Annotated in this window: 22 protein-coding genes and 2 riboswitches; of the genes, 10 read left to right on the plus strand and 12 right to left on the minus strand. The window is 66.2% G+C overall.

What is annotated here, in order from left to right; genetic code table 11:
• Positions 1–100 precede the first annotated feature (100 nt).
• From ACQZF9_RS17320 to ACQZF9_RS17335, 4 genes are all read right to left on the minus strand, one after another.
• A complete protein-coding gene (locus ACQZF9_RS17320) occupies positions 101–1,273 on the minus strand; it encodes a class I SAM-dependent rRNA methyltransferase (RefSeq protein ID WP_428310207.1) in 1,173 nt (390 codons plus the stop codon).
• A 17-nt stretch (positions 1,274–1,290) separates the two neighbouring features.
• Positions 1,291–1,719, minus strand: coding sequence for a TA system VapC family ribonuclease toxin (locus ACQZF9_RS17325; protein ID WP_428310208.1), 429 nt, complete (start codon positions 1,717–1,719; stop codon positions 1,291–1,293).
• Positions 1,706–1,957, minus strand: a complete 252-nt coding sequence (locus ACQZF9_RS17330; RefSeq protein WP_428310209.1) for a DUF6364 family protein — start codon at positions 1,955–1,957, stop codon at positions 1,706–1,708. The genes ACQZF9_RS17325 and ACQZF9_RS17330 overlap by 14 nt, the downstream gene beginning before the upstream one ends.
• A 102-nt stretch (positions 1,958–2,059) precedes the next feature.
• Positions 2,060–2,992: a carbohydrate kinase family protein gene (locus ACQZF9_RS17335; protein WP_428310210.1), complete on the minus strand. Its 933-nt coding sequence runs from the start codon at positions 2,990–2,992 to the stop codon at positions 2,060–2,062.
• A gap of 490 nt (positions 2,993–3,482) precedes the next feature.
• Between ACQZF9_RS17335 and ACQZF9_RS17340 the strand changes: the two genes are divergently transcribed.
• Genes ACQZF9_RS17340 through ACQZF9_RS17350 form a run of 3 tightly spaced genes read left to right on the plus strand, consistent with a single transcriptional unit; the run spans position 3,483 to position 5,259 of the window.
• Complete coding sequence (locus ACQZF9_RS17340; RefSeq protein WP_428310211.1) at positions 3,483–4,151, plus strand: CsgG/HfaB family protein; 669 nt, start codon at positions 3,483–3,485, stop codon at positions 4,149–4,151.
• Between the two features lie 40 nt (positions 4,152–4,191).
• Positions 4,192–4,587: a DUF4810 domain-containing protein gene (locus ACQZF9_RS17345; RefSeq protein ID WP_428310212.1), complete on the plus strand. Its 396-nt coding sequence runs from the start codon at positions 4,192–4,194 to the stop codon at positions 4,585–4,587.
• A gap of 6 nt (positions 4,588–4,593) precedes the next feature.
• Positions 4,594–5,259 carry a DUF799 domain-containing protein gene (locus ACQZF9_RS17350; protein ID WP_428310213.1) on the plus strand — a complete coding sequence of 222 codons (666 nt, stop codon included), beginning with the start codon at positions 4,594–4,596 and terminating at the stop codon, positions 5,257–5,259.
• Positions 5,260–5,405: 146 nt separating this feature from the next.
• On the opposite strand, the gene gcvPB is transcribed toward ACQZF9_RS17350, so the two are convergent.
• The 4 genes from gcvPB to gcvT all read right to left on the minus strand — a co-directional run bounded on the left by gcvPB (position 5,406) and on the right by gcvT (position 9,909).
• The gene (gene gcvPB, locus ACQZF9_RS17355) at positions 5,406–6,866 is read right to left on the minus strand and encodes an aminomethyl-transferring glycine dehydrogenase subunit GcvPB (RefSeq protein WP_428310214.1); all 1,461 of its coding nucleotides are present in this window, start codon (positions 6,864–6,866) and stop codon (positions 5,406–5,408) included.
• Between the two features lie 17 nt (positions 6,867–6,883).
• On the minus strand, positions 6,884–8,245 hold the full coding sequence (gcvPA, locus tag ACQZF9_RS17360; RefSeq protein WP_428310215.1) for an aminomethyl-transferring glycine dehydrogenase subunit GcvPA: 1,362 nt from the start codon (positions 8,243–8,245) through the stop codon (positions 6,884–6,886).
• A gap of 153 nt (positions 8,246–8,398) precedes the next feature.
• A complete protein-coding gene (gene gcvH, locus ACQZF9_RS17365; protein WP_428310216.1) occupies positions 8,399–8,788 on the minus strand; it encodes a glycine cleavage system protein GcvH in 390 nt (129 codons plus the stop codon).
• A gap of 38 nt (positions 8,789–8,826) precedes the next feature.
• Complete coding sequence (gcvT, locus tag ACQZF9_RS17370; protein WP_428310217.1) at positions 8,827–9,909, minus strand: glycine cleavage system aminomethyltransferase GcvT; 1,083 nt, start codon at positions 9,907–9,909, stop codon at positions 8,827–8,829.
• Between the two features lie 77 nt (positions 9,910–9,986).
• Positions 9,987–10,100, minus strand: a riboswitch (glycine riboswitch).
• Between the two features lie 4 nt (positions 10,101–10,104).
• Positions 10,105–10,198: riboswitch (glycine riboswitch) on the minus strand.
• A 162-nt stretch (positions 10,199–10,360) separates the two neighbouring features.
• Between gcvT and ACQZF9_RS17375 the strand changes: the two genes are divergently transcribed.
• Entirely contained in the window at positions 10,361–12,181 is a 1,821-nt protein-coding gene (locus tag ACQZF9_RS17375) for an acyl-CoA dehydrogenase C-terminal domain-containing protein (RefSeq protein WP_428310218.1), read from the plus strand.
• A gap of 80 nt (positions 12,182–12,261) precedes the next feature.
• On the opposite strand, the gene ACQZF9_RS17380 is transcribed toward ACQZF9_RS17375, so the two are convergent.
• From ACQZF9_RS17380 to ACQZF9_RS17395, 4 genes are all read right to left on the minus strand, one after another.
• Entirely contained in the window at positions 12,262–13,419 is a 1,158-nt protein-coding gene (locus ACQZF9_RS17380; RefSeq protein WP_428310219.1) for an FAD-dependent oxidoreductase, read from the minus strand.
• A complete protein-coding gene (gene ubiH / locus ACQZF9_RS17385; RefSeq protein WP_428310220.1) occupies positions 13,412–14,632 on the minus strand; it encodes a 2-octaprenyl-6-methoxyphenyl hydroxylase in 1,221 nt (406 codons plus the stop codon). The genes ACQZF9_RS17380 and ubiH overlap by 8 nt, the downstream gene beginning before the upstream one ends.
• 124 nt (positions 14,633–14,756) lie before the next feature.
• Positions 14,757–16,079, minus strand: a complete 1,323-nt coding sequence (gene pepP, locus ACQZF9_RS17390; protein WP_428310221.1) for a Xaa-Pro aminopeptidase — start codon at positions 16,077–16,079, stop codon at positions 14,757–14,759.
• Between the two features lie 10 nt (positions 16,080–16,089).
• Complete coding sequence (locus tag ACQZF9_RS17395) at positions 16,090–16,665, minus strand: UPF0149 family protein (RefSeq protein WP_428310222.1); 576 nt, start codon at positions 16,663–16,665, stop codon at positions 16,090–16,092.
• Positions 16,666–16,832: 167 nt separating this feature from the next.
• On the opposite strand from ACQZF9_RS17395, the gene ACQZF9_RS17400 reads away from it, so the two are divergent.
• Genes ACQZF9_RS17400 through ACQZF9_RS17425 form a run of 6 tightly spaced genes read left to right on the plus strand, consistent with a single transcriptional unit; the run spans position 16,833 to position 24,644 of the window.
• Positions 16,833–20,414 carry an amino acid permease gene (locus tag ACQZF9_RS17400; protein WP_428310223.1) on the plus strand — a complete coding sequence of 1,194 codons (3,582 nt, stop codon included), beginning with the start codon at positions 16,833–16,835 and terminating at the stop codon, positions 20,412–20,414.
• A 52-nt stretch (positions 20,415–20,466) separates the two neighbouring features.
• A complete protein-coding gene (gene argA, locus ACQZF9_RS17405) occupies positions 20,467–21,786 on the plus strand; it encodes an amino-acid N-acetyltransferase (protein WP_428310224.1) in 1,320 nt (439 codons plus the stop codon).
• A 53-nt stretch (positions 21,787–21,839) separates the two neighbouring features.
• Positions 21,840–22,145: an AbrB/MazE/SpoVT family DNA-binding domain-containing protein gene (locus ACQZF9_RS17410; RefSeq protein ID WP_428310225.1), complete on the plus strand. Its 306-nt coding sequence runs from the start codon at positions 21,840–21,842 to the stop codon at positions 22,143–22,145.
• The gene (locus tag ACQZF9_RS17415; protein ID WP_428310226.1) at positions 22,142–22,537 is read left to right on the plus strand and encodes a PIN domain-containing protein; all 396 of its coding nucleotides are present in this window, start codon (positions 22,142–22,144) and stop codon (positions 22,535–22,537) included. The genes ACQZF9_RS17410 and ACQZF9_RS17415 overlap by 4 nt, the downstream gene beginning before the upstream one ends.
• Entirely contained in the window at positions 22,534–23,916 is a 1,383-nt protein-coding gene (locus tag ACQZF9_RS17420) for an adenosylmethionine--8-amino-7-oxononanoate transaminase (RefSeq protein ID WP_428310227.1), read from the plus strand. The genes ACQZF9_RS17415 and ACQZF9_RS17420 overlap by 4 nt, the downstream gene beginning before the upstream one ends.
• Positions 23,916–24,644, plus strand: a complete 729-nt coding sequence (locus ACQZF9_RS17425; RefSeq protein WP_428310228.1) for a 16S rRNA (uracil(1498)-N(3))-methyltransferase — start codon at positions 23,916–23,918, stop codon at positions 24,642–24,644. The genes ACQZF9_RS17420 and ACQZF9_RS17425 overlap by 1 nt, the downstream gene beginning before the upstream one ends.
• Positions 24,645–24,743 lie beyond the last annotated feature (99 nt).

The raw sequence follows: 24,743 nt of genomic DNA on the forward strand, positions 1-24,743 counted from the left end.
GGTCGTTGGCGCGGCGATTGTAGGAGCGGACCCTGTCCGCGACTGTGCCGGTGGGGCTTCAGTCGCGGACAGGGTCCGCTCCTACAGGGCAGCCGAGAGCTTAAGCCAGCCGGCAGACGAAGCTCTTCAGGTACTTGGTCTCGGGGATCGCCGGGTGCACCGGGTGATCCTGCGCCTGCCCGCCCTGCTCCAGGATCTGCAGCCGGCGGCCGGCGGCGCGCGCCTCGCGCAGCAGGATGCGCTGCAGCTCGGAAGCCTCCATGTGGAACGAGCAGGAGCAGCTGATCAGAATGCCGTCCGGTGCCAGCAGCTGGATCGCCTGGCGGTTCAGCGCCGCGTAGTGCTCGGTGCCGGCGTCGGTGTCGCGCTTGCGCTTGATCAGCGCCGGCGGATCGACCACGACCACGTCGTAGAGCTTGCCTTCGCCGCGCAGGCGCTTGAGCACGTCGAGCGCCTCGCCCTGATGGGTTTCGACGGTGAAGCCGTTGAGTTCGGCGTTGACCTTGGCCGAGTCCAGCGCCAGCTTGGAGCTGTCGACGCAGGCGATTTCGGTGGCGCCGAACCTGGCCGCACGCACCGCCCAGGCACCGACGTAGCTGAACACGTCGAGCACACGCGAGCCCTTGGAATACGAGTCCAGCCGATCGCGATTCAGATGCTGGTCGTAGAACCAGCCGGTCTTCTGGCCGCCGCGGATCGGCGCCTTGAAGGCGACGCCGGACTCGACCAGATCGACCACTTCGGGCACGTCACCGATGACTTCTTCATACGACGACAGGCCTTCGATCTCGCGCGCCGAGGTGTCGTTGCGCAGCAAGATGCCGCGCGGCTTGAGCACGCGGGTCAGCGCGTCCAGCACCAGCGGCTTGAGCAGCTCCATGCCGGCGGTGGTCAACTGCACCACGAGCACGTCGTCGTAACGGTCAACGACCAGGCCCGGCAGGCCGTCGCTGTCGCCGAACACCATGCGGTAATGCGGCGTCGGGTAGACGCGCTTGCGCAGGTTCAGCGCCGACTGCAGGCGGCGCTGGAACCAGCCGACGTCGATGGTCGCGTCGGCCTTGCCGGTCAGCAGCCGGCCGCACAGCAGCGCCGTCGGATTGATGTAGCCGATGCCGAGAATCTTGCCGCGGGTATCGGCGAAGCGGCACAGCGTGCCGGCCTCGACGCCCTTGATCGGCGTCTCGGTGATGTCGATTTCGTTGGAATAGATCCACAGGTGACCGGCGCGCAGGCGGCGGTCTTCGTTCTTCTTGAGTTTGACGGTGAGCATGTTTTTCTAGGAATTCTTCAGGGGCGCAACAGTTGAACTGAAACCGGAGGCAAACGCAGGAAATCACGATCCATCGTGACCACCTCGGCACCATGCTCCAGCGCAATGGCGGCGATATGGATGTCGGAAATCAGATTTCCGCGGGCTCCGGTTTCCCGGCACAGCTTGCAGAACCAGGCCCAGTAACCCTCGCTGGCACGCAGCGAACGCACTTGGGGCAAGGCCAGCAGAAAATCGATGCTGGCGATAGCCTGCTGGCTGGTCGCAGGCTCGGCGAACAGCTTCGGCGACGTCACAAGGCGGATGAAACCCGTCACCGCGGCATCGAGCAGGCCAATGGACTCATCCCGCTCCAGCGCGCTCTTCAACCATTCGCTACAGGGCCGGTGGTTCGGCGCATCGGGTTTCAATGCGCCCACCAGCACGTTCACGTCAGGGATTTTCATCCAGCCATTCTTCCCACTTGCCCAGGCTCCAGGTCGGATCAACCCCTGGCAGCATGCCCTTGCCGCCAGGCAGCAGCGGCAGTTCGACCTTGGTGCCGCTGGCCCGGAGCTTGGACTTGCCGCTCAACTCGCTGCGCAGCGCCTTTTCGATCAACGCGGTCAGCGATGTACGACGACGGGCCGCCACCGCTTTGGCTTCGACCAGCAGGCTGTCATCGATATCGAGTGTGGTGCGCATCGGCGCTCAGGAATGCAGAAATCTGCAACCAGTCTAGCACGGCCCCGAGCGGGGCCCTGCCGAACCGGTCATGCAGCTCGCCTTCCCCGCCCGCACGCCGCCCTATTTCAGGTCGTAATGGAACTCCGCCTTGAAGCGCTCGCGGAAGCCGTCCATCGTGAACTTGTGGTTCTGCGGGCCGAGGCGCTCGATCTTGATCGCGCCCATCAGCGAGGCCACGCGGCCGGTGGTTTCCCAGTCCAGGCCATGGCTCAGGCCGTACAGCAGGCCGCCGCGATAGGCGTCGCCACAGCCGGTCGGGTCGGCCAGCGATTCGGCCTTTGCGCAGGGGATCTCGTAGAGCTTGCCCTTGGTGTAGATCTCCGAGCCCTTGCCGCCGCGCGTGACGATCAGCGCTTCGACGCGCTCGCCGATCTGCTTCAGCGTCAGGCCGGTCTTGGTGATGATCATCTCGGCTTCGTAGTCGTTGACCGCGACATAGCTGGCCTGGTCGATGAAGGCCTTCAACTCGTCGCCGCCGAACATCGGCAAGCCCTGGCCCGGATCGAAGATGAAGGGAATGCCAGCCTCGGCGAACTGCCTGGCATGCAGCAGCATGCCGTCGCGGCCGTCGGGCGACACCGTACCCAGCTTGATGCCCTTGGCCGGCACGTCCTGCTGGTGCGAGAAGCTCATTGCGCCCGGATGGAAGGCGGTGATCTGGTTGTCGTCGAGATCGTTGGTGATGTAGGCCTGTGCGGTGTAGGCGTCGTCGATGCGCTTGAGCATGGACGGGTTCACGCCGGTCTTTTCCATCCAGGCCGCGTACATGTCGAAGTCCTTGCCGACCGTCGCCATCGGCAGCGCGTCGCCGCCGAGCAGGTGCAGGTTGTAGGCGATGTTGCCGGCGCAGCCGCCGTACTCGCGGCGCAACTGCGGCACCAGGAAGGACACATTCAGGATGTGCACCTTGTCCGGCAGGATTTCGTTCTTGAAGTAGCCGGGGAACACCATGATGGTGTCGTAGGCCATGGAACCGCAGATCAAAACGCTCACACGAACTCCTAAGAAGTTTTTAATAAGGACCGAAACCGCCCTGGCTGCGAGCATACTTGGGGCGTTGCCACTCCGCATTCCGACCTGCTGAGGCCCGGGCTGTCACGATGCCGCAATACCGCGGAACCGGCATTCGGATTGCGATTGCCGATTCACTGCAATTGACAGATTGCCGCACCCCGATATGCTCTTTGGGAGTGGGGACCAGCGTCTGAGTCGGGGGATTCAGATGCCGGATCAATCGGGAGCGCTGTGAGCGTCGACGGTCGATCTGGCCCGAATGGGTCGATCCAATCTCAATACACTCCGCTACAGGATCGGTGCCGATTGGGTCACTGACGAGTCCCCTTGTATCGGCGCCACTGGGGTGGTCGTGCTAAACGCGGTCGCCACAGACGGCTTCAGGCAGGCATCAGACGGATATCCGGCAAAAAAAGCGAACCCGGCCTGAGCTGCGCGCTCGCTTCCCACCATCTCAAGGACTCGACCAATGAACAAATTGATTTTCAGTGTCTCGATTGCGGCGGCCAGCATGCTCGCGGCATGCGCGACCGAAAGCTCCCGGACGCTCGAAGTCCCGAAAGTGACTTCAGCCGGGTCGGTCTACCAGGGTCAGCGCAGCCCGATCGCCGTCGGCAAGTTCGACAACCGCTCCAGCTATTTGAGGGGAATCTTCTCTGACGGAGCTGATCAGCTCGGGGGACAAGCCAAGACCATCCTGATCTCCCATTTGCAGCAGACCGGCCGATTCAGGGTGCTGGACCGCGACAACATGTCCGAGATCGGTCAGGAGGCAAAGCTTTCGGGTAACGCGCAAAAACTGAAGGGCGCTGACTACGTGGTGACGGGCGACGTCACCGAGTTCGGTCGCAAAGAGGTCGGCGACCACCAACTGTTCGGCATCCTGGGTAACGGCAAGCAGCAGATCGCCTACGCCAAGGTTAGCCTGAACATCGTCGATGTCAGCAGCTCCGAAGTCGTCTTCTCCTCGCAGGGCAGCGGCGAATACAGCCTGTCCAACCGCGAAATCATCGGATTCGGGGGGACGGCCAGCTATGACTCGACGCTCAACGGCAAGGTCCTGGATCTGGCCATACGCGAGGCCGTCAACAACTTGGTCGCGAACGTCGATTCGGGCGCATGGAAACCGGTCAAGTAATTACTTTCTGACTAGCGCTGTTAAACGTACGGGGGTACGTATGAATTGGGGAGACAAAGACATGAGGGCGACCGGGTTTCAGCGTATCGGACGTAGCGTGGGCGCGCTGTCGCTCCTCGCCCTGACCGCGTGCGTGACGCAGCCCAAACCGCTTTATCACTGGGGCGACTATCAGCCCGAGGTTTATGCGTATTTCCAGGGTGATGGCCAGAGCATAGAGGCACAACAAATCAAGCTCGAGGCAACCGTCCAGCAAGCGCTCGCGAAAGGCGAAGCGCTGCCGCCAGGCTTCAATGCGCACCTGGGCTTGCTGTATCTGAAATCCGGGCAGGCGGACAAGGCAAGGGCCGCATTCCAGACCGAAGAAGCACAATTCCCGGAATCGAAACCCTACATGGATTTCTTGCTCAAGAAATTCGACCAGAACCAGGGCTAGACCACGATGAATATCCTTCGCAGTTCGGCTGCTCTGATCAGCCTAGCGTCGCTTGCGCTGCTGACAGGCTGCGTGACACCGGCATCCTACGACTACACCGCGTTCCGGCAGAGCCGACCGACGTCGATACTCATTCTTCCACCGGTCAACACCTCGACAGCGGTAAACGCGAGTTACAGCGTCCTGTCACAAATGACGCTGCCGCTGGCCGAGTCGGGGTACTACGTGCTGCCCGTCACGCTGGTCGATGAAACGTTTCGCCAGAACGGCCTTAGCAATCCCGAAGACGTGGCAACGGTTCCGATCGCCAAGTTGCACGAAATCTTCGGCGCCGACTCTGCGCTCTACATCAACATCAAGAAATACGGCACGGTCTACCAGGTCATCGGCAGCGAAAGCGTCGTGGCCGCCGACGGACGCCTCGTTGATCTGCGCACCGGGGCGTTGCTCTGGGAGGGAACTGCGACAGCATCGAGCGCCGAGAACCGCAATTCATCCGGCGGCGGCCTGGTTGGCTTGCTGGTGACGGCGATCGTTAGCCAGATCATCGAGCATTCCACCGATGCCAGCCACAATGTGGCGGCCACGACCAGCGCCCGGCTGCTCGCGGCAGGCCGACCCGCTGGGATGCTGTACGGCCCGCGCTCTCCGAACTACCAGAAAGATCCGTAACGTCGGTTAGGGCCGTAGGTCGGCAATCCTTTGCCGACATGTCGATCCGATGCGCAATGGAGGCCTCTTGCCGCTATGCGGGCGCTATTTGCGCATTGGATGTGTACGGGTGCGCGAGGGCCTCACGTCGGCAAAGAATTGCCTACCTAAGCCTTCGGCTGGTACCGGATATCCAGCTGCCTTGCGGCGCGCACGTCGTCGAGGCGGCGCACCGGCATCGTGTACGGCGCGCCCTTGACGTAAGCGATGTCGCGTTTGGCTTCCGCCCAGATCGCGACCAGCGCGTCGACGAACAGATCGAGCGTGGCCTTGTCTTCGGTTTCGGTCGGTTCGATCAGCAGGCACTCCGGCACCAGCAGCGGGAAATACACCGTCGGCGCGTGGAAACCATAGTCGAGCAGACGCTTGGCCACATCCGTCGCGGTCAGTTCGATCTGCTGTTTCTGGCGCTTCAGCGTGATGATGAACTCGTGGCTGGCGCGACGGCCCGGGAAGGCCAGGTCGAAGCCCTTGTCGCGCAGGCGCGCCATCAGGTAGTTGGCGTTGAGCGTCGCGTACTCGGCGACGCGCTGCATGCCGTCGCGGCCGAGCATGCGCGCATACACGTAGGCGCGGATCAGCACGCCGGCGTTGCCCATGAACGTGGAAAGACGGCCGATCGACTGCGGCAGGTCGCGCTCGTCCAGCCAGCGATAGCTGTCGTCGAACTTGCCGACCAGCGGAATGGGCATGAACGGCAGCAGTCGCTGCGACACGCCGACTGCACCGGCACCCGGGCCGCCGCCGCCGTGTGGCGTGCTGAAAGTCTTGTGCAGGTTCATGTGGATCACGTCGAAGCCCATGTCGCCGGGCCGCACCTTGCCGAGAATCGCGTTGAGATTGGCGCCGTCGTAATAGAGCAGGCCGCCGGCTTCGTGGACGATGCCGGCGATCTGCTTGATGCGGCGCTCGAACACGCCGAGCGTGCTCGGATTGGTCAGCATGATGCCCGCGGTGTGCGGGCCGACCGCTTTGCGCAGCGCCTCGATGTCGACGTCGCCTTCGCTGTTGGTCGGGATCTCGCGCGTGGTGTAACCCATCATCGTCGCGGTCGCCGGATTGGTGCCGTGCGCGGCGTCGGGCACCAGGATTTCGGTGCGCGCGCTGTCGCCGCGGGCACGGTGATAGGCGCGGATCATCGCCACGCCGGCGAACTCGCCCTGCGCGCCGGCCATCGGCGTCAGGCTCACGCCGGCCATGCCGGTGACGTCTTTCAGAATTTCCTGCAGGTCATACATGCAGGCGAGAAATCCCTGGCTGTGCGACATCGGCGCCAGCGGATGCCTTGCCAGGAATTCCGGCAGCATCGCCAAGGTATTGCAGGCGCGCGGGTTGTATTTCATCGTGCACGAACCCAGCGGGTAGAAGTGCGTATCGATCGAAAAATTGCGCTTGGACAGTCGCGTGTAGTGACGCACTGCCTGCAGCTCGGAGACTTCCGGCATCACCGGGGGCGTCTTGCGGCGTAGCGCTTCGGGAACCAGCGTTGCATCGGCGGCGACGGCGGGGCGCTGCGCGTAGGCACCGCGGCCAGCGGAGGAGCGTTCGAAGATCAGGGGCTCGGACATGTTGGGATTCCGGTTCTCTAGATGAGGACGGCGGCAAGCGCGTCGCGGTAATGCCGAAGGTCAGCCGGCGTCTTGGTTTCGGTGGCGCAGATCAGCAGCGAGTCGCCCAGCTCGGGGTAGTCGGCCGACAAGTCGAAGCCGCCGAGAATGGCGAGCGCCTCAGTCGCGGCCAGCGCTGACAGCACGGCGCCGACCGGCCTGGGCAGACGGATGGCCACCTCATGGAATACCGGCGCATCGAACACGCGCGTCACGCCCGGAATCTCGCACAGCAGATTGGCGAGTTCCTCGGTGTGGCGGACGCTGGCGCTGGCAACGCGCGCCAGGCCCTCGGCGCCGAGCAGCGACATATGGATCGTCGCCGCGGTGACCAGCAGGCCCTGGTTGGTGCAGATGTTCGACGTCGCCTTGCTGCGGCGGATGTGCTGCTCGCGAGCCTGCAAGGTCAGCGTGAACCCGGGCTTGCCATCGAGATCGACAGTGCGGCCGACGATGCGGCCCGGCATCTGCCGCACGAATTCCTGCTTCGCGGTCAGGAAGCCGAAATAGGGGCCGCCCGACGACAGCGGTGCGCCCAGCGGCTGGCCATCGCCGCAGACGATGTCGGCGCCGGTCGCGCCCCATTCGCCGGGCGGCTTGAGCACGGCGAGCGACACCGGGTTGACCACCGCAATCACCATCGCGCCCTTGGCGCGCGCGATGTCGGTCAGCGCGTCGACGTCTTCATAAGCGCCGAAGAAGTTCGGCTGCGGAATCACCAGTGACGTGAAGCTGCCGGCCTGCAGCGCTTCGAGCGCGGCGCGATCGGTACGGCCGCTGCCATCGACCGGCAGTTCGACGATGTCGATCTTCTGCGCATCGATCAGCGCGAACAGTACCTTGCGATACAAAGGATGCAGCGTGCGCGGCACCACGACCTTGCGCTTGCCGTCCTTGTGCGCGCGCTCGGCCATCAGCACCGATTCGGCCAGCGCCGAGGCGCCGTCGTACATCGACGCGTTGCTGACGTCCATGCCGGTCAGCGCCGTCATCATGCTCTGGAATTCGTACAGCAACTGCAGCGTGCCCTGGCTGGCTTCGGCCTGGTAGGGCGTGTACGCGCTGTAGAACTCGCCGCGCGTGGTGATCTCCCACACGGCCGCCGGAATGTGATGCTCGTAGGCACCGGCGCCGATGAAACTCAGGCCGTGGCGGTCCTGGTGCGCACGGCCATGCATCAGCCGCGCAACTTCCATTTCGGTGAGTCGCGCCGGCACGTGCGCGAGCGGGCCGCAGCGCAGTTCGGCCGGGATTTCGTCGAACAGCGCGTCGAAGTTCGGGGCCTTGATCGCCGACAGCATGTTGGCGACATCGGTTTCGGTGTGAGGGATAAAGGGCATGAGGATCGTCAGTTGATCGAGGAAGTACATTCCCCTCTCCCCCTGTGGGAGAGGGTGTCGCGCAGCGACGGGAGAGGGGTTGCAAGGTCGCGCTACACAACCCCTCTCCCGGCCCTCCGGGCCACCCTCCCACAAGGGGAGAGGGTTAAAGCATTAGGCAGTCTCTAGAACTTTCGCGTAACCCGCCGAGTCCAGCAGCGCGTCGAGATCCGCGGCGTTGGCCGGCTTCATCTTCCACATCCAGCCGGCGCCGTAAGGGTCGCTGTTGAGCAGTTCCGGCGCACCGGCCAGGGCCTCGTTGATCGCGACGACTTCGCCGGCGATCGGCGCGTAGACATCGGAGGCGGCCTTGACCGACTCGACCACCGCGCAGGCCTCGTGCGCGGCCAGTACACGGCCGACCTTGGGCACGTCCACGAACACCAGATCGCCGAGCGCGCCCTGGGCGTGGTCGGTGATGCCGATCAGCAGCGTGCCGTCGGCTTCCAGCTTGATCCATTCGTGGCTGGTGACGTACTTCAGGTCAGCGGGGATATTGCTCATCCGGTCTCTCCAGAGATTGAGTGTCGCTAAGTGATGACTTAAATCAGAACTTTGCCGTGGCGCACGAACGGCGCTTTCACGATACGTGCCGCAACCCATTGCCCGCGGATTTCGACCTCGCAGGCACCGGCATGTTGTGCATCGACCCGCGCCAGCGCGATCGACTGCTTCATCGTCGGCGAAAAACCGCCGCTGGTGGTCTCGCCGACGCCGCCCTCGGCAAAGCGCACTTTCATGTGCGAGCGCATCACGCCGCGGCCTTCGAGCAGGATGCCGACGAAGACTTTCGGGCTGGCCGCACGATAGGCTTCGATCGCCTTGCGGCCGATGAAATCGCGATCCTCCGGCGCCCAGGCCACGGTCCAGCCAAGGCCGGCTTCGAGCGGATGCACACTCTCGTCCATGTCCAGACCGTACAGATTCATGCCGGCTTCCAGGCGCAGCGTGTCGCGCGCGCCGAGGCCGCAGGGCTTGACGCCATCGGCCAGCAGCTTGCTCCACAGCGCGACCAGGTCGGCGTGCGGCAGGATCAGCTCGAAGCCGTCTTCGCCGGTGTAGCCGGTGCGGCCGACGAACAGCTCGCCTTCATAGGCGGCCTGGAACGCGAGCAGCGCGAGGCTGGCTTCGGCGAGCTGGCTCGGCAGATGCCGCGCGACGATCGCGCGCGCCTGCGGCCCCTGCACCGCGAGGATGCCGAGGTCGTCGCGATAGGTAACGCTGACGCCGAAATCCGCGGCCTTGGCCTTGATCCAGGCCAGGTCCTTGTCGGTGGTGCCGGCGTTGACGACGAGGCGGAACCAGTCCTCGCTCAAAAAATAAACGATCAGATCATCGAGGATGCCGCCGTCCTCGCGCAGCATGCAGCTGTACAGCGCCTTGCCCGGCACTTTCAGCTTGGCGACGTCGTTGGCCAGCAGCTGGCGCAGGAAGTCGCGCGTGCGCGCGCCGTGCAGATCCACCGCCGACATGTGCGCGACGTCGAACATGCCGGCGGCGCTGCGCACCGCGTGGTGCTCGTCGAGCTGGCTCTGGTACTGGATCGGCATGTCCCAGCCGGCGAAATCGACCAGGCGGGCGCCGAGGCGCTGGTGTTCGGAATGCAGCGCGGTGTGCTTGAGCATGCGGGCAACTCGCTTGTCGGACAGACGTGAGGGTCGAGGCCACGCCTGGACGTGCCAGGTGTCGCCGTATCGCCCCGTCTGTCCTTCCGAACCTTGCGGTCCGGACCTGAGAGTTCCAGCGGCGCCGCTGCTGCCGGCGCTGAGCTTTGCCCCATCGGTGGACGTTGCACGAGGCAGCGTCGCTCTCCAGAGTCGGCAGACCACGCGATCCTTTTGCCTGAGCGATTCCGGGCGGTTGCGCCTTCGGCGCCGCCCGAAAAATCAGGGCGGTCTCTTTCGCGGGGTCTGTTGCCGGAGGTCAGTCTAACTGAAGCCGCCGGTCGCGCGACAGCGCCGATCCACTTGAATCGGCCCGACTCTCCAACCAGTGTCGGTCCGGCACCAAGGCCAATGCTTCGCCTTTGCTGCATACGCACAATCGCCCCCACATTTTTAGCCCAGGCCTTCCCCCATGCCCGCCTATAAAGCTCCGCTGCGCGACATCCGCTTCCAGATCAACGAAGTGTTCGACTACCCGGCGCACTACGCCGCGCTGGCCAACGGCAAGGACGCCGACCCGGACACCGTCAACGCGATTCTCGAGGAATGCGCCAAGTACTGCGAAGAAGTGCTGTCGCCGATCAACCTCTCCGGTGACGACGAAGGCTGCAAACTCGAAAACGGCAAGGTCACCACGCCCAAGGGCTTCAAGGAGGCCTACGAGCAGTGGGTCGCCGGCGGCTGGCAGGGCCTGTCGCACCCGACCGAATACGGCGGCCAGGGCATGCCGATGTCGCTGGGCCTGCTGAAGACCGAAATGGTCGGCACCGCCAACTGGTCGTTCGGCATGTACCCCGGCCTGTCGCTGGGCGCGATGAACACGATCCTGCAGCACGCGTCCGCCGAGCTGAAGAACACCTACCTGACGCCGCTGACCGAAGGCCGCTGGACCGGCACGATGTGCCTGACCGAGCCGCAGTGCGGCACCGACCTGGGCCAGGTCAAGACCCGCGCCGAGGCCAATGCGGACGGCAGCTACCGCGTCACCGGCACCAAGATCTTCATCTCGGCCGGCGATCACGACCTGGCCGAGAACATCGTCCACGTGGTGCTCGCGCGCCTCCCCGACGCGCCCGCGGGCACGCGCGGCATTTCGCTGTTCATCATTCCGAAGCATCTGCCGACGGCGGATGGTTCGGTCGGCGAGTTCAACAACGTGGTCTGCAGCGCGCTCGAACACAAGATGGGCATCAAGGCCTCGGCCACGGCGGTGATCAACTTCGAGCAATCCCGGGCCTGGCTGATCGCCGAGCCGAACAAGGGCCTGGAGGCGATGTTCACGTTCATGAACACCGCGCGCATCGGCACCGCGATCCAGGGCGTGTGCCATGCCGAGCTGTCGTTCCAGGGCGCGCTGGCCTATGCCAAGGAACGCCGCTCGATGCGCGCGCTGTCCGGCAAGAAGGAGCCGGAAAAAGTCGCCGACGCGATCATCCATCACGCCGACGTGCGGCGCATGCTGCTGACGCAGAAGGCCTTCGCCGAAGGCGGCCGCGCGATGATCTACTTCTGCGCGCAGTACGCCGACCACATGGTCAACGGCATCATCGAAGGCGATGCCAAGAAGTACAAGAAGTGGGACGACAAGCTCGGCTTCTTCACGCCGATCATCAAGGGCTTCCTCACCGAAATGGGCCTGGAGGCGGCGAATCAGGGCATCCAGGTGTTCGGCGGCCACGGCTACATCAAGGAACACGGCATGGAGCAGATCGCACGCGACGCGCGCATCGCCACGATCTACGAAGGCACCACCGGCATCCAGGCGCTGGACCTGCTCGGCCGCAAGGTGCTGATCATGACCCGCGGCGGCGCGGTGCGTGAGTTCACCGCGATGATCGCCAAGTTCGCGGTCGACAACCTGCGCAATCCGAAGACCCGCATCATGGCGACGACGCTGGCCAAGTACGCGGCCGAGTGGAACGTGCTGACGATGCGGCTGATGCTGATGGCGCGCAAGGATCGCGACGTGGTCAGCGCCGCCAGCCATCACTTCCTGATGTATTCGGGCTACGTGATGATGGCCTACTTCTGGGCGCTGCAGGCCCACATCGCCGGCAGCAAGCTGACCCAGGGCAACGGCAGCGAATCGCCGGAGTTCTACAAGGCCAAGATCGCCACCGCGCGCTTCTACTTCGACCACCTGCTGCCGCGCGCCAAGGGCCATGCGACGTCGATGGTCAAGCCGAGCCGCTCGCTAACGCGTCTGCCGATCTCCGATTTCGCGTTCGAGTAATCGGCGGCACTGAAAGGCGGCGGGTCACGCCCGCCCTACGGGAGCATTCGTAGGGCGGGCGTGACCCGCCGTTTTTTGTGCTAAGCCAGCGCGCGCCGGATCAGCGCCTGCTTGGCCGGTGCGATGCGGTCGAGCAGCGCCAGGCCGGCGTCGAGCACGCGCGGCAGTCCAGGCACGACGCTGCGGAACGAGCGATCCAGCAGATCGGTCAGCGCCAGCATCTCCAGGTTCGCCGCCTTGCGCGCGCGCTCGTAGCGACGCAGCACGCGCGCGCCGGCCCAGTCGCTGCGCTGCTCGCGTGCCCCGGTCAGCACGCGAAGCAGCTCGGCGACGTCGGCCAGGCCCAGGTTCACGCCCTGCCCGGCCAGCGGATGGACCACGTGCGCACTGTCGCCGACCAGCGCCAGCGCATCGCGCACGTATTCGGTCGCGTGCATCAGCCGCAGCGGGAACAGCGCGCGCGGCGTCGAGTCGACGATGTCGCCGGTCTCGAACTGGATCGCGCTGGCCAGCTGCTGGTGGAATTCATCCTGCGGCAGCGCCTGCAGACGGCGCGCTTCGTCCACCGGCAGCGACCAGACGATCGAGCGACGGCCGTCGGCCAGCGGCAGGAATGCCAGCGGTCCGCCCGGCAGGAAACGCTGTAGCGCGAGGCCGCGATGCGGCTCGCGGGTCGTTACATGCGCGACCAGCGCCAGCTGTTCGTATTCGCGCTGCGTGGTGACGATGCCGGCGCGCTCGCGCAGCGGCGAACCCGCGCCTTCGGCGGCAATCACCAGGCGTGCCTGCAGGTCGCCGCCGGACAGCTGCAGCAACGCGCCCTGCTCGAAACTCGCGCCATCGACAGACGTGTTCGTGCGCGCGACGCCGGCCGGCAACGCCCGCCACAACGCCGCCAGCAGCTGCGACTGCTCGGCGATCCAGCCGAGCTGGCTTTCGCCAACGTCGGCGGCGTCGAAGGCGAGCGCGCGTTCCGGCGCCGATTCCCAGACGCGCATGCGCTGGTAGGCGCACAGCCGCTGCGCCGGCAGCTGCGGCCAGACGTCGAGTTCACGCAGCAGCGCAGCCGATGAAGGCGCGATCGCGTAGACACGCGGGTCGTATTCCTCGGACGGCAGCGCTGGCGGCATGCCGCGTTCGATCAGCTGCACGTCGAAGCCGGCGCGGCTCAACGCCAGCGCCGCCGCCGCGCCGACCACGCCGCCGCCGACGACGGCGATATCGCAGCGATCAGCCATGCCGACGCGCCAGGGCCGGAACCGAGGCGCCGTAGCCCAGGTTCTGCTGCAGCACGGCCTGCTTCAGCGGCGGCGTCAGGTCCAGCGCCAGCAGGCCGAGATGACGCAAGGCGCGCAGGCCCGGCACCGCGTTGGAGAACAGGCGCACCAGGCCGTCGGTGAAACCGGCGACACGCGCGCGATCGCGTTCGCGCTGCGCCTCGTAGCGCGCCAGGCGCTCGCTGGTGCCGCGATCGCCGGGCTCGGCGAGCACCTCGGCCAGGTTCGCGACATCGCGCAGCCCGAGGTTGAAGCCCTGGGCCGCGACCGGATGCAGCGACTGCGCGGCATTGCCCAGGAACAGCACGCGCGGCGCGCTCAGGCGTTCGCTGATGACGCGCTCCAGCGGATACGCGACGCGACGGCCGAGCGCGGTGAAGCGGCCGAGACGTTCACCGAAAGCGTCTTCGGCGGCGGCAAGAAACTGCTCGTCGTCGAGCGCCAGATAGCCCGCGCAATTTTCGCTGGCGACGGTCCACACCAGCGAGCAGGCCTGGCCCTGCGCGTCGTCGGGCTTGGGCAGAACCGCCAGCGGCCCGGACGGCAGGAAGCGCTCGTAGGCGACACCGCGATGCGCACGCTGCGGCCGGATCGCGGTGACGATCGCGCTCTGCTGGTAGTCGCGCGTTTCGGCGCCGATGCCGAGCAGCTCGCGCACCGTCGAGCGCGCGCCGTCGGCGGCGATCACCAGTTGCGCCTGCAGCTCGATTTCGCCTTCTTGCGTGTTCACACCCAGACGCACGACGTCACCGGCCGGCAGCAGCGACTTCAGCTTCGCCGGCATCAGGGTTTGCATCGAGGTTTTCGCCGCGGCGTCTGCGAATACCGCGCCGATCGCGCGTATCGGTACGTTGTAGCCCAGCGCCGGCAGGCCGGCCTGCTCGGCCGTGAAACGCGCGACGCCGAAACGGCCGCGCTCGGAAATATGCGTCGACAGGATCGGCACAGCCGACGGCCTCAGCGCGTCCCACAATCCGAGGCCGGCCACGATCTGCTGCGAGGCCGCGTTGAGCGCGATGCAGCGCTCGTCCCAACTCGGCGCGCCGCGCGGCGGCGGCGTGGCCTCGATCAGCACGATGCGCAAATTCAGCGGCGCCAGCGCGACCGCGAGGCTGGCACCGACCAGGCCGCCGCCGATGATCGCGATGTCGCAGGTCTGGGCGGCGGATGTCACAAGCTCAGCCCGTTCGTGTCGAGTAGCGCCGAAGGCGCGTATCGAGACACCGGAGCCGGCTGCGTCCCTCGATACGCCGCTGCGCGGCTACTCGGGAGGAACGGATTTTTGCTGCGCCAGCCCATCATGCCGCCGCAATCAACGCTTCGATTTCCCTGACGCCCTTGGGCACGCCGCCGGTCAGCACTTCCGGCGCGGCGTCGGTGACCAGCACGTCGTCCTCGATGCGGATGCCGATGCCCCAGAACTTCTCGTCGACGTTCGGCGTGCCAGGTGCGATGTACAGGCCGGGCTCGACCGTCATGATCATGCCGGGCTCGAACTTGCGGTACTTGCCGGCCAGCTTGTAGCGGCCGACGTCGTGCACGTCCATGCCCAGCCAGTGGCCGGTGCCGTGCATGTAGAACTGGCGGTGCTTTTCCTGCGCGATCAGATCGTCGACCTTGCCCTTGAGCAGGCCGATGTCGACCATGCCTTCGGTGAGCACCCGCGTGGCGACTTCGTGCGGCTTGCCGACCGAGGCGCCGGCTTTCAGGGTCTTGATCGCGACCTTGTTGGCCTCGAGCACGATCTCGTAAACCGCTTTCTGCGCGGCGCTGAACTTGCCGTTGATCGGGAACGTGCGCGTGATGTCCGCGGTATAGCCCTGATATTCACCGCCGGCGTCGATCAGCAACAGGTCGCCGTCACGCAGCGCCATGTTGTTTTCGGTGTAGTGCAGGATGCAGGCGTTGTCGCCGCCACCGACGATGCTGCCGTAGCCCGGCTGCATGTTCTCGCGCTCGAACTCGCTCTGGATCTCGGCCATCACCTGCCACTCGAAGCGTCCCGGACGTGCCATCTGCATCGCACGGACGTGCGCGCGCGCCGAGACCTCGGCGGCCTTCTTCATCAGCGCGATTTCGGCCTTGCTCTTGAACAAGCGCATTTCGTGCAGCGTCACGTCGAGCGCGACGAAGCAGGTCGGCGCCGCCGCGCCGCGGCGTGACACTTCGCGCAGGTAGCGCACGATGCCGGTGATCTTGGCATCCAGTTCGGTGAATTCGCCGAGGCTGTAATGCACCGCCTCGCGGCCCGCGAGCAGCTTCGGCAACTGCGTTTCCAGCTCGCCGATGTTGAAAGCCTGATCGGCGCCGTAGTCCGCAATCGCGCCTTCGGGGCCGGCGCGGCGGCCGTGCCAGATCTCGCTGTCCTTGTCGCGCGGCCGCGTGAACAGCACGAACTCGCCGTCCTTGCGCCCCGGCGCCAGCACCGCGATCGCATCGGGCTCGGGGAAGCCGCTCAGATACTGGAAGTCGCTGTTCTGACGGAAGCGGAAATGCGTGTCGCGCGCGCGCACCACTTCGCTGGACGCCGGGATGATCGCGACCGCATCAACGCCGATGCGGCGCATCAGCTCCTTGCGACGGCGGGCGTGTTCGCGGGCTTGCTGTGTGCTCAAGGTCATCAGAGGTTGCCTAATGCAGGGTCGGATGCCCGGCGTCGTTGCCGCCGGAGCGATGCGTGTTCGGATTGAGTTCGAGAAACACCAGCTGCGCGCCGACGCGGATGTATTCGACCAGCTCGGCGTAGGCGGTTTCCTCCAGCTCTTCGTTGTCGCCGGCCTCGAGCCCGGCCTGGGTGAACTGCGCCAGGTCGTGGACGATTTCGCGCAGCTCTTCTGAGCAGCTCGCCAGATCGATCTTCTTGCGGCTCGACAGCCCGTACAGAAAGCCCTGGCACCATAGCGTCAGCGCCTGCACACGCGTCGCCAGCGGCAGCTCGTCGCCGGGCAGCAGCGGCGCGAAGCTCATCTCCGACGAGGTCAGCGCCTGCAGCGTGCGGCTGCCGAGGCGTTTCAGCAGCGCCTCGGCGTCGGCGTCGGGGCGATATTCATCGAGGTCGGCGTCGATCAGATCCACCGGGTTCAGATCGGCCGCGTCCTGCACGCACAGCGCGCCGCACAGCGTGCCGTGAAATTCCGAGGCCTCTTCGGGCGAGCCGAGCTTGTCGAGCGCGTCGGCGAGGTCGGTGTAAGGCAGTAAAGGTTCCATGGCCGGATTATAGGACCTCGCACCGGCGGCCCGTCCGGCAACGCCGCTGTGGCAAAAAGCCATCATTGCCTGTGCAGATGCCGATGGCTGGAATATCGTACGGAACACGCGGCGACGGGCGCCGCCCTCCCCCTTGAGTCGATGGGCAACGCCGGAGTGAGCGCTGCTTGAACCTGGCCCAGACTGCAGAAGCGCCGCCGCGGGCGCACCCGCGAACGCTGGGCTGGTACGGCACCACGGCGCTGGCGATGGGCGGCAGCAACCAGAGCCTGTTCATCATGGCGGCGATGTTCGCCGGCCAGGGCGAGATCAGCGGCCAGGGCAGCGCCGCGGTGCCGCTGCTGATCGCCGGCCTGCTGCTGGCCTGGGCCGCGGCGCCGGGCTGGACCGAGCTGATCCTGATGTTCCCGAACCGCGTCGGCGGCATCTCGGCGAGCTGCGCGGAAGCGTTCCGTCCGTATTCGCCGGTGCTCGCCAACCTCACCGGTGTCTGCTACTGGTGGGGCTGGATTCCAACCTGCGGCCTGACCGCGATTCTGGCCGCCTCGGCGGTGCATCACTGGTATCTGCCCGGCATCCCGGTCAACGCGATGGCGGTCGGCCTGGTGCTGCTGTTCACCGGCGTCAATCTGGCCGGCGTCAAATGGGTCGGGCGCATGGCGGTGCCGATCGCGACCACGTCCGCGGCGATGGCGTTTTTGTCCGGCGTCGGGCCGATCCTGGCGGGCGACGTCGACTGGCGCCAGGCCACGCACTTCGAGCTGACGGTGCCCTTCCCCGGCTGGTTCGGCGAACTCACCAGCCTGATGGCCGGCCTGTACCTGGTCGGTTTCGCGGCGCCGGCTTTCGAGGCCGCGGCCTGCCACGTCGGCGAAACCATCGACCCCAACCGCAACGTGCCGCGCGCGATGTTCGCCAGCGGCCTGCTGGCGACGATGTACTTCGTGCTGCTGCCGCTGGTCTGGCTCGGCGTGCTCGGCCCGGCGCCGCTGGGCCAGGATCTGGCCCTGGTGCTGGGGCCGACCTTCGCGCCGATCTTCGGCAACGCCGGCAAGGCGGCGGCGATCTGGTTCATGGTGTTCAGCATGTTTTCGGGCACGATGCAGCCGCTGGCCGGCGCCTCGCGCACGCTGATGCAACTGTCCGAAGACGGCCTGCTGCCGCGCTTCCTGGCGCGGCGCACGCGCACCGATTCGCCCTGGGCCGCGACCCTGCTGACCGCCGCGATGGCGATCCTGTTTCTGCTGATCGGCGACCCGATCTGGCTGATCGCCGCCGCCAACTTCACCTACCTGATCGGCATCTCGCTGCCGAGCGTCGCGGTGTGGCTGTTGCGCAGGGACCAGCCGACGGCGCTGCGGCCTTATCGCGCGCCGGACATCGCGATCCAGCTCGGCCTCGCCGCCGCCGCGGCCTGGGCGATTTCGGCGCTGCTCGGCTTCGAGCAGTTCGGCCTGCCGACCGTGGTCGTCGGCGTGGTCTTCGCGTACGCCGGCTCGGCGCTGTACGCCTGGCGCAGCATCAGCGATCGCCGCGCCCAGGGCCTGCCCGGCCTGCAGTTCGCGCTGCAGTTCAAGCTCACCGGCGCGATGCTGGTGGTGCTGTCGCTCGACGGCGCCGGCTACCTGCTGGCGGTCAGCAATATCCCGCCACAGGAATCGGCGCTGATGACCGGCCTGGCCGACATCTTCGTCGCGGTGGCGATGCTGTCGATCACCGTCGCGCTGGTGCTGCCCGGCATGGTCGCGCATTCGGCCAAGGAGCTGTCGGACGCGGCGCGCCGGCTGGCGCAGGGCACGATGGCGGAGTTTTCACGGGCGATGGCGGCGCTGGGTCGTGGCGATCTCGACGCCGCCCACGCGCGCTTCGACGTTGAGCCGGTGCACATCCATTCGCGCGACGAAGTCGGCGAAATGGCGGTGAGCTTCAATCTGCTGCAGGGCGAAATCGGCAATGCCGCGGTCGGTCTCGGCCACGCCCGTGAAGGTCTGCGCTCCGCGCGCAGCCAGCTCACCGACGCCAATGCCAGCCTGGAACTGCGCGTCGCCGAACTGCACGACACGCAGGAAAAACTCAGCGGCATTCTCGAGTCGATCGACAACATCGTCTGGTCGGCCACGGCCGACACGCGCGAGCTGCTGTACGTGAACCCGGCGATCGAGCGCATCCACGGCCGGCCGATGGCCGACTTTCTGGCCGACCGCAAACTCTGGTTCCGCTCGGTGCATCCCGACGACGCCGAGCGCGTCGAACTCGGCCTGATCGAGCTGATCGGCCAAGGCGCGACCACGCTGCAATACCGCATCCTGCGCCCCGACGGCGAGCAGCGCTGGCTGGAGGATCGCATCCACGTGGTGCGCGACGAACACGGCCGGCCGCTGCGTCTGGACGGCGTCGCCACCGACATTTCCGAGCGCCGCGTCTACGAGCAGCGCCTGGATTTCCTCGCCAACCACGATGGCCTCACCGGCCTGCCGAACCGCAACCTGCTCAATGACCGGCTGACCCAGGCGCTGGCGCTGGCGCATCGCACCGGTCGCCAGCTCGCCGTGCTGTTTCTCGATCTGGACCAGTTCAAGTACGTCAACGATCACTACGGCCACACCGCCGGTGACGAGCTGCTGCGCGTGGTGACCCGGCGGCTGTCCGGTGAACTGCGCGAAGGCGATACGGTGGCGAGGCTCGGCGGCGACGAGTTCGCGGTGATCCTGTGGGACGCGCCCGACCCTGCCCAGGCCGGCGCGCTGGCGCAGCGACTGCTGGCAGCGCTGGGGCGGCCGATCGCGGTCGACGGCCAGCAGCTGCAGGTCAGCGCCAGCATCGGCATCAGCCTGTATCCGCAGGATGGCGACAGCGCCGAGCTGCTGTTGAAGCACGCCGACGCGGCGATGTACCGGGTCAAGCATCTGGGCCGCAACGGCGTGCAGTTCTACACGCGCGAAATGAGCGAGCAGACCGCCGAGCGCGTGCTGCTGGAGGCGGCCTTGCGCGAGGCCCTCGAGCGCGAGCAGTTCGTGCTGCATTACCAGCCGCAGGTGTCGCTCAGCGACGGCCGCATCATCGGCTTCGAGGCGCTGATCCGCTGGCCGCATCCGCAGCGCGGCGACATTTCGCCGGCGCGCTTCATCCCGATCGCCGAAGACACCGGCCTGATTCACGCGATCGGCGAATGGGTGCTGCGCACCGCTTGCGCGCAGCTCAAGCAATGGCACGACGCCGGCCACAAGGACCTGAGCATCGCGGTGAACCTGTCGGCGCGGCAGATCAACCAGCACGAGGTGCCGGCGCTGGTGCGCGCGGTGCTCGCCGAAACCGGCCTGCCCGCGACCAGCCTGGAACTGGAGTTGACCGAAAGCGCGCTGATCAGCAGCGCCGACAGCGTGATCGGGAAACTGCGCGAGCTGAAGGCGATGGGTGTATCGATGGCGATCGACGACTTCGGCACCGGCTATTCCAGCCTCGGCTATCTGAAGCGCTACCCGATCGACAAGATCAAGATCGACCGCTCTTTCACCGTCGACGTCACCACCAATGCCGAGGCCGCGTCGATCGCCCGCGCGATCATCGCGATGGCGCGCTCGCTCGGCATGAAGACCGTGACCGAAGGCCTGGAAACCCGCGAGCAGCTGCAGTTCTTCATCGAGCTGGGCTGCGATGCAGTGCAAGGCCATTACTTTTCGCCGGCGCTGCCGGCAGCGGAAGTCAGCGACAAGCTCAAGCGCGGCTTCGGCATCAAGCTGCCGGTTTAGCCCGCCAGACGCCGCCAGCACCGCGCCGGGCCGCGACCCTATAATTGCCGCCATGAGCTCGGATTTCGTCGCCTCGCTGCGTTCGGCAGCCCCGTATGTGCACGCGCACAACCAGCGCGTGTTCGTGCTCGCGTTCGGCGGCGAGAGCGCCGAGCTGCCCGACTTCGACAAGCTGATCTACGACGTCGCGCTGCTGCAAAGCCTGGGCGTGAAGCTGGTGCTGGTGCATGGCTCGCGGCCGCAGATCGACCGGCATCTGGCGCAGGCGGGGCTGACGCCGCGCTTCGAAGGCGGCCTGCGCGTCACCGACCGCGCCGCGCTGGAATGCGTCAAGGCCGCGGTCGGCGCACTGCGGCTGGAGATCGAGGCCAGGCTGTCGACCTCGCTGGCGAGCACGCCGATGGGCGGCGCGCGGGTGCGCGTCGCCGGCGGCAACTGGGTCACCGCGCAGCCGGTCGGCGTGCGCGGCGGCGTCGACTTTCAGCACACCGGCGAAATCCGTCGCGTCGATGCCGAGGCGATCGTGCGCGAGCTCGACGCCGACCGCATCGCGCTGGTGTCACCGGTGGGCTATTCACCGACCGGCGAGATCTTCAACCTGCGCTCGGAATATGTCGCGACCGCGGTCGCCACCGCGATCCGCGCCGACAAGCTGATCTTCATTACCGGCAGCGATCCGGACGAGTGGAAGCTCGCCGACGACACCGGCGACGCCGGCCAGCTGTCGCTGGCCGACGGCGAACGCCTGCTCGCCGAAGCGCGCGTCGACGCGGCCGATCGCGGTTACCTGGAAGCCGCACTCGCCGCCGCCCGCAGCGGCGTGCGCCGCGTACATCTGCTCGGCGCGCAGACCGAAGGCGCGCTGCTGCGCGAGCTGTACACGCGCGACGGCGCCGGGCTGATGCTGTACTCAGACGCCGGCTACGACGAGTCGATCCGCTCCGCGACCATCGACGACGTCGGCGGCGTGCTCGCGCTGATCAAGCCGCTGGAAACCTCCGGCGTGCTGGTGCCGCGTTCGCGCGAACAGCTGGAGCTGGAGATCGGCCAGTTCTACGTGATGTCGCGCGACAATTTCGTCATCGCCTGCGCCGCGCTGATCACGTTCCCCGACGGCCGCATGGGCGAGTTCGCCTGTGTCGCGGTGCACGCCGACTACCAGAAAGGCGGCCGCGCCGCGCAGCTGCTGGCGCGCGTCGAAACCGAGGCACGCCGGCTCGGCCTGACCTCGCTGTTCGCGCTGACCACGCACACGCCGCACTGGTTCATCGAACACGGCTTCGTCGCCGGCGCCGTCGAAGACCTGCCCGACGAACGCCAGCGCTTCTACAACTGGCGGCGCAATTCGCTGGTGCTGATCAAGCCGCTGTAGCGTTGCGTCCGCGCGAGCTTCGCCTTACGCTAGGTAAGGAAGCGGAGAAACCCATGGACACTGCGACGCTGACCAGCAAAGGCCAACTCACCCTGCCCGCCAATGTGCGCCGCCGGCTGGGCCTGCGCGCCGGCGATCGGCTGACGTTCGAGGACGACGGTGCCGGCGGATTCCGTCTCGTGGCGATGAACAAGACCCACGAGGTCGCGCAGCTCGCCGGCTTGCTCAAGCATCACGCGCCGGCAAAGCCGTTGAGCCTGGCCGAGATGGACGAGGCGATCGGCTACGAGGCAAACCGCTCCGGCATGGCGGGCATCGGCATCGCGGAGCCCAAGCCGCGGCGCAAACGCGCGAAGTGATAGCCCTCGACACCAACGCGCTGCTGCGCTGGATCGTTGGCGACGATGCGGCGCAGCACAAAAAAATCGTGGCCGCGCTGGATCAGGCGACGCGCAAACGACAGCGCGTGTTCATCGCCGAGATCGTCATCGTCGAAACTCTGTGGGTGCTGAGGCGCAGCTACAAGCTGACGCATGTCGAGGCGGCCAATGCCTTGAAGCAATTGCTGTCGGCGTCGCTGCTGGTGATAGAAAACGAGGCGCTGATCGCGCAGGCACTGCTGGCCTACAGCCGTGGCCACGGAGATTTTTCCGATTACCTGATCCGCGAGCACGCGCGCGCCGCCGGCGCGACGCCGCTGCTGACTTTCGACGAGACCCTGCTCGCCGATACCGACTTTGAGAGTCCATGAAGACCGAAGCTCAGACACACAACGAGCTGGTACAGCGCTCGCTCGCCAGCGTCTGGCATCCCTGCACGCAGATGAAGGACCACGAGTGGTTGCCGATGGTGCCGATCGCGTCCGCCGAAGGCGTGTGGCTGACCGATACCGACGGCAAGCGTTACCTGGACGCGGTCAGCTCCTGGTGGACGAATATCTTCGGTCATCGCCATCCGGTCATCGTGAAACGGCTCAAGGAGCAGCTCGATACCCTGGATCACGTGATCTTCGCCGGCTTCACTCACGAGCCGGCAGTGAAGCTCGCCGAGAAACTTTGCGAGCTGACCCAGCTCGATCGCTGCTTCTACGCCGACAACGGCAGCGCCGCCGTCGAAGTCGCGCTGAAAATGAGTTCGCACTACTGGCGCAATACCGGCAAGCCGCAGAAAACGCGCTTCATCGCGCTGAGCAACGGTTATCACGGTGAAACGCTCGGTGCGCTCGCCGTCGGCGACACCGGCCTGTATCGCGACTCGTACAAACCGCTGCTGATGCAGCCGGTGTTCGTACAATCGCCGGACTGTTTCGAGCGCGGCGCCGGCACCAGCTGGGAAGATCATTCGCGGCGTGCGTTCGCGCACATGGAGTTCGCGCTCGAACAGCATGCACACGAGACCGCGGCGGTGATCGTCGAGCCGCTGGTGCAATGCGCCGGCGGCATGCGCATGTATCACCCGATCTATCTGACGATGCTGCGCGAGGCCTGCACGCGCCACGGCGTGCATCTGATCGTCGACGAAATCGCGACCGGCTTCGGCCGCACCGGCATGCTCTGGGCCAGCGACTGGGCCAAGCTCGACCGCGAATCCGCGCAGCCGATCCGCGGCGATTTCATGTGCCTGAGCAAAGGCCTGACCGGTGGCACCCTGCCGCTGGCGGCGGTGATGACGACCAACACGGTCTACGAGGCGTTTTACGACGATTACGGCTCGTACAAGGCCTTCCTGCATTCGCACAGCTACACCGGCAATCCGCTGGCCTGCGCCGCCGCGCTGGCGACGCTGGAGATCTTCGAGAGCGAGAACTGGCTGGCGCGCAATCGCGAAGTCGGGCATTTGATGTGGATGCGCATGAGCGAGCTGCTGAGCCATCCGCATGTCGCCGAAGTGCGGCAGCAAGGCATGATCCTGGCGGTGGAGCTGATGAAGAATCCGGGCAAGAAGATCGCCTACCCGGCCGAGGAGCGCCGCGGCCTGCGCGTCTATCGGCACGGCCTGGAGAAAGGCGTGCTGCTGCGGCCGCTGGGCAACGTCGTCTATCTGATGCCGCCGTACACGATCGAAAGCAAGGAAGTCGAGCTGATGACCAAGACCGCGATCGAAGGCATCGCCATCGCGACGCGAGACTGATGGCAACGCGGCTCTATATCGACGCCGATCTCGCCGTCGGCCTGTCGCTGGCACTGCCCGACGACGCCTTCCGCCACTGGGTGCAGGTGCTGCGTGCGCGGCTCGGCGATCGCGTGGTGCTGTTCAACGGCCGTGGCGGTGAATACGCGGCGACGCTCAAGGAACTCAATCGCCGCGACGCGACGGTGCTGATCGACAGCCATGCCGATGTCGATCGCGAATCCGCGCTGCAGCTGATGCTGGCGCAGGCGGTGTCCAAGGGCGACCGCATGGATTACACGCTGCAGAAGGCGGTCGAGCTGGGCGTGTCGGTGATCCAGCCGCTGATCAGCGAGCGCAGTGTGGTCAAGCTCGATGCGGAGCGCTGGGACAAGAAGATCGAGCATTGGCAGGGCGTGGTGATCGCCGCCTGCGAGCAGAGCGGCCGCACGCGCGTGCCGCGGCTGCTGCCGGTGCTGAAGCTCGCCGGCTGGCTGGAGCAGCCTCTGGATACGGGCTCGAAGCTGAGCCTGGCGCCGACGGCGACGGCCGCTTTCCGCGACATTCCGCGACAAACGTCGGCTTGCCTGCTGGTCGGGCCGGAAGGCGGCCTGAGCGACGCCGAGATTGCACACAGCGAGCGCTGCGGCTTCAGCAGCGTGCGCCTGGGACCGCGCGTGCTGCGCACCGAAACCGCCGGCGTCGCGGCGCTTTCGGCGATGCAGGCCTTGTGGGGCGATCTGGGTTGAGACTTCGGGCGCCTCCTTCCACGCTCTGTAGGAGCGGATCCTATCCGCGACTGAGGCTGCAAGTGCACAGTCGCGGATAGGATCCGCTCCTACAGGGGT

It is taken from the genome of Hydrocarboniphaga sp. (assembly GCF_965279055.1).
Classification (GTDB): domain Bacteria; phylum Pseudomonadota; class Gammaproteobacteria; order Nevskiales; family Nevskiaceae; genus Hydrocarboniphaga.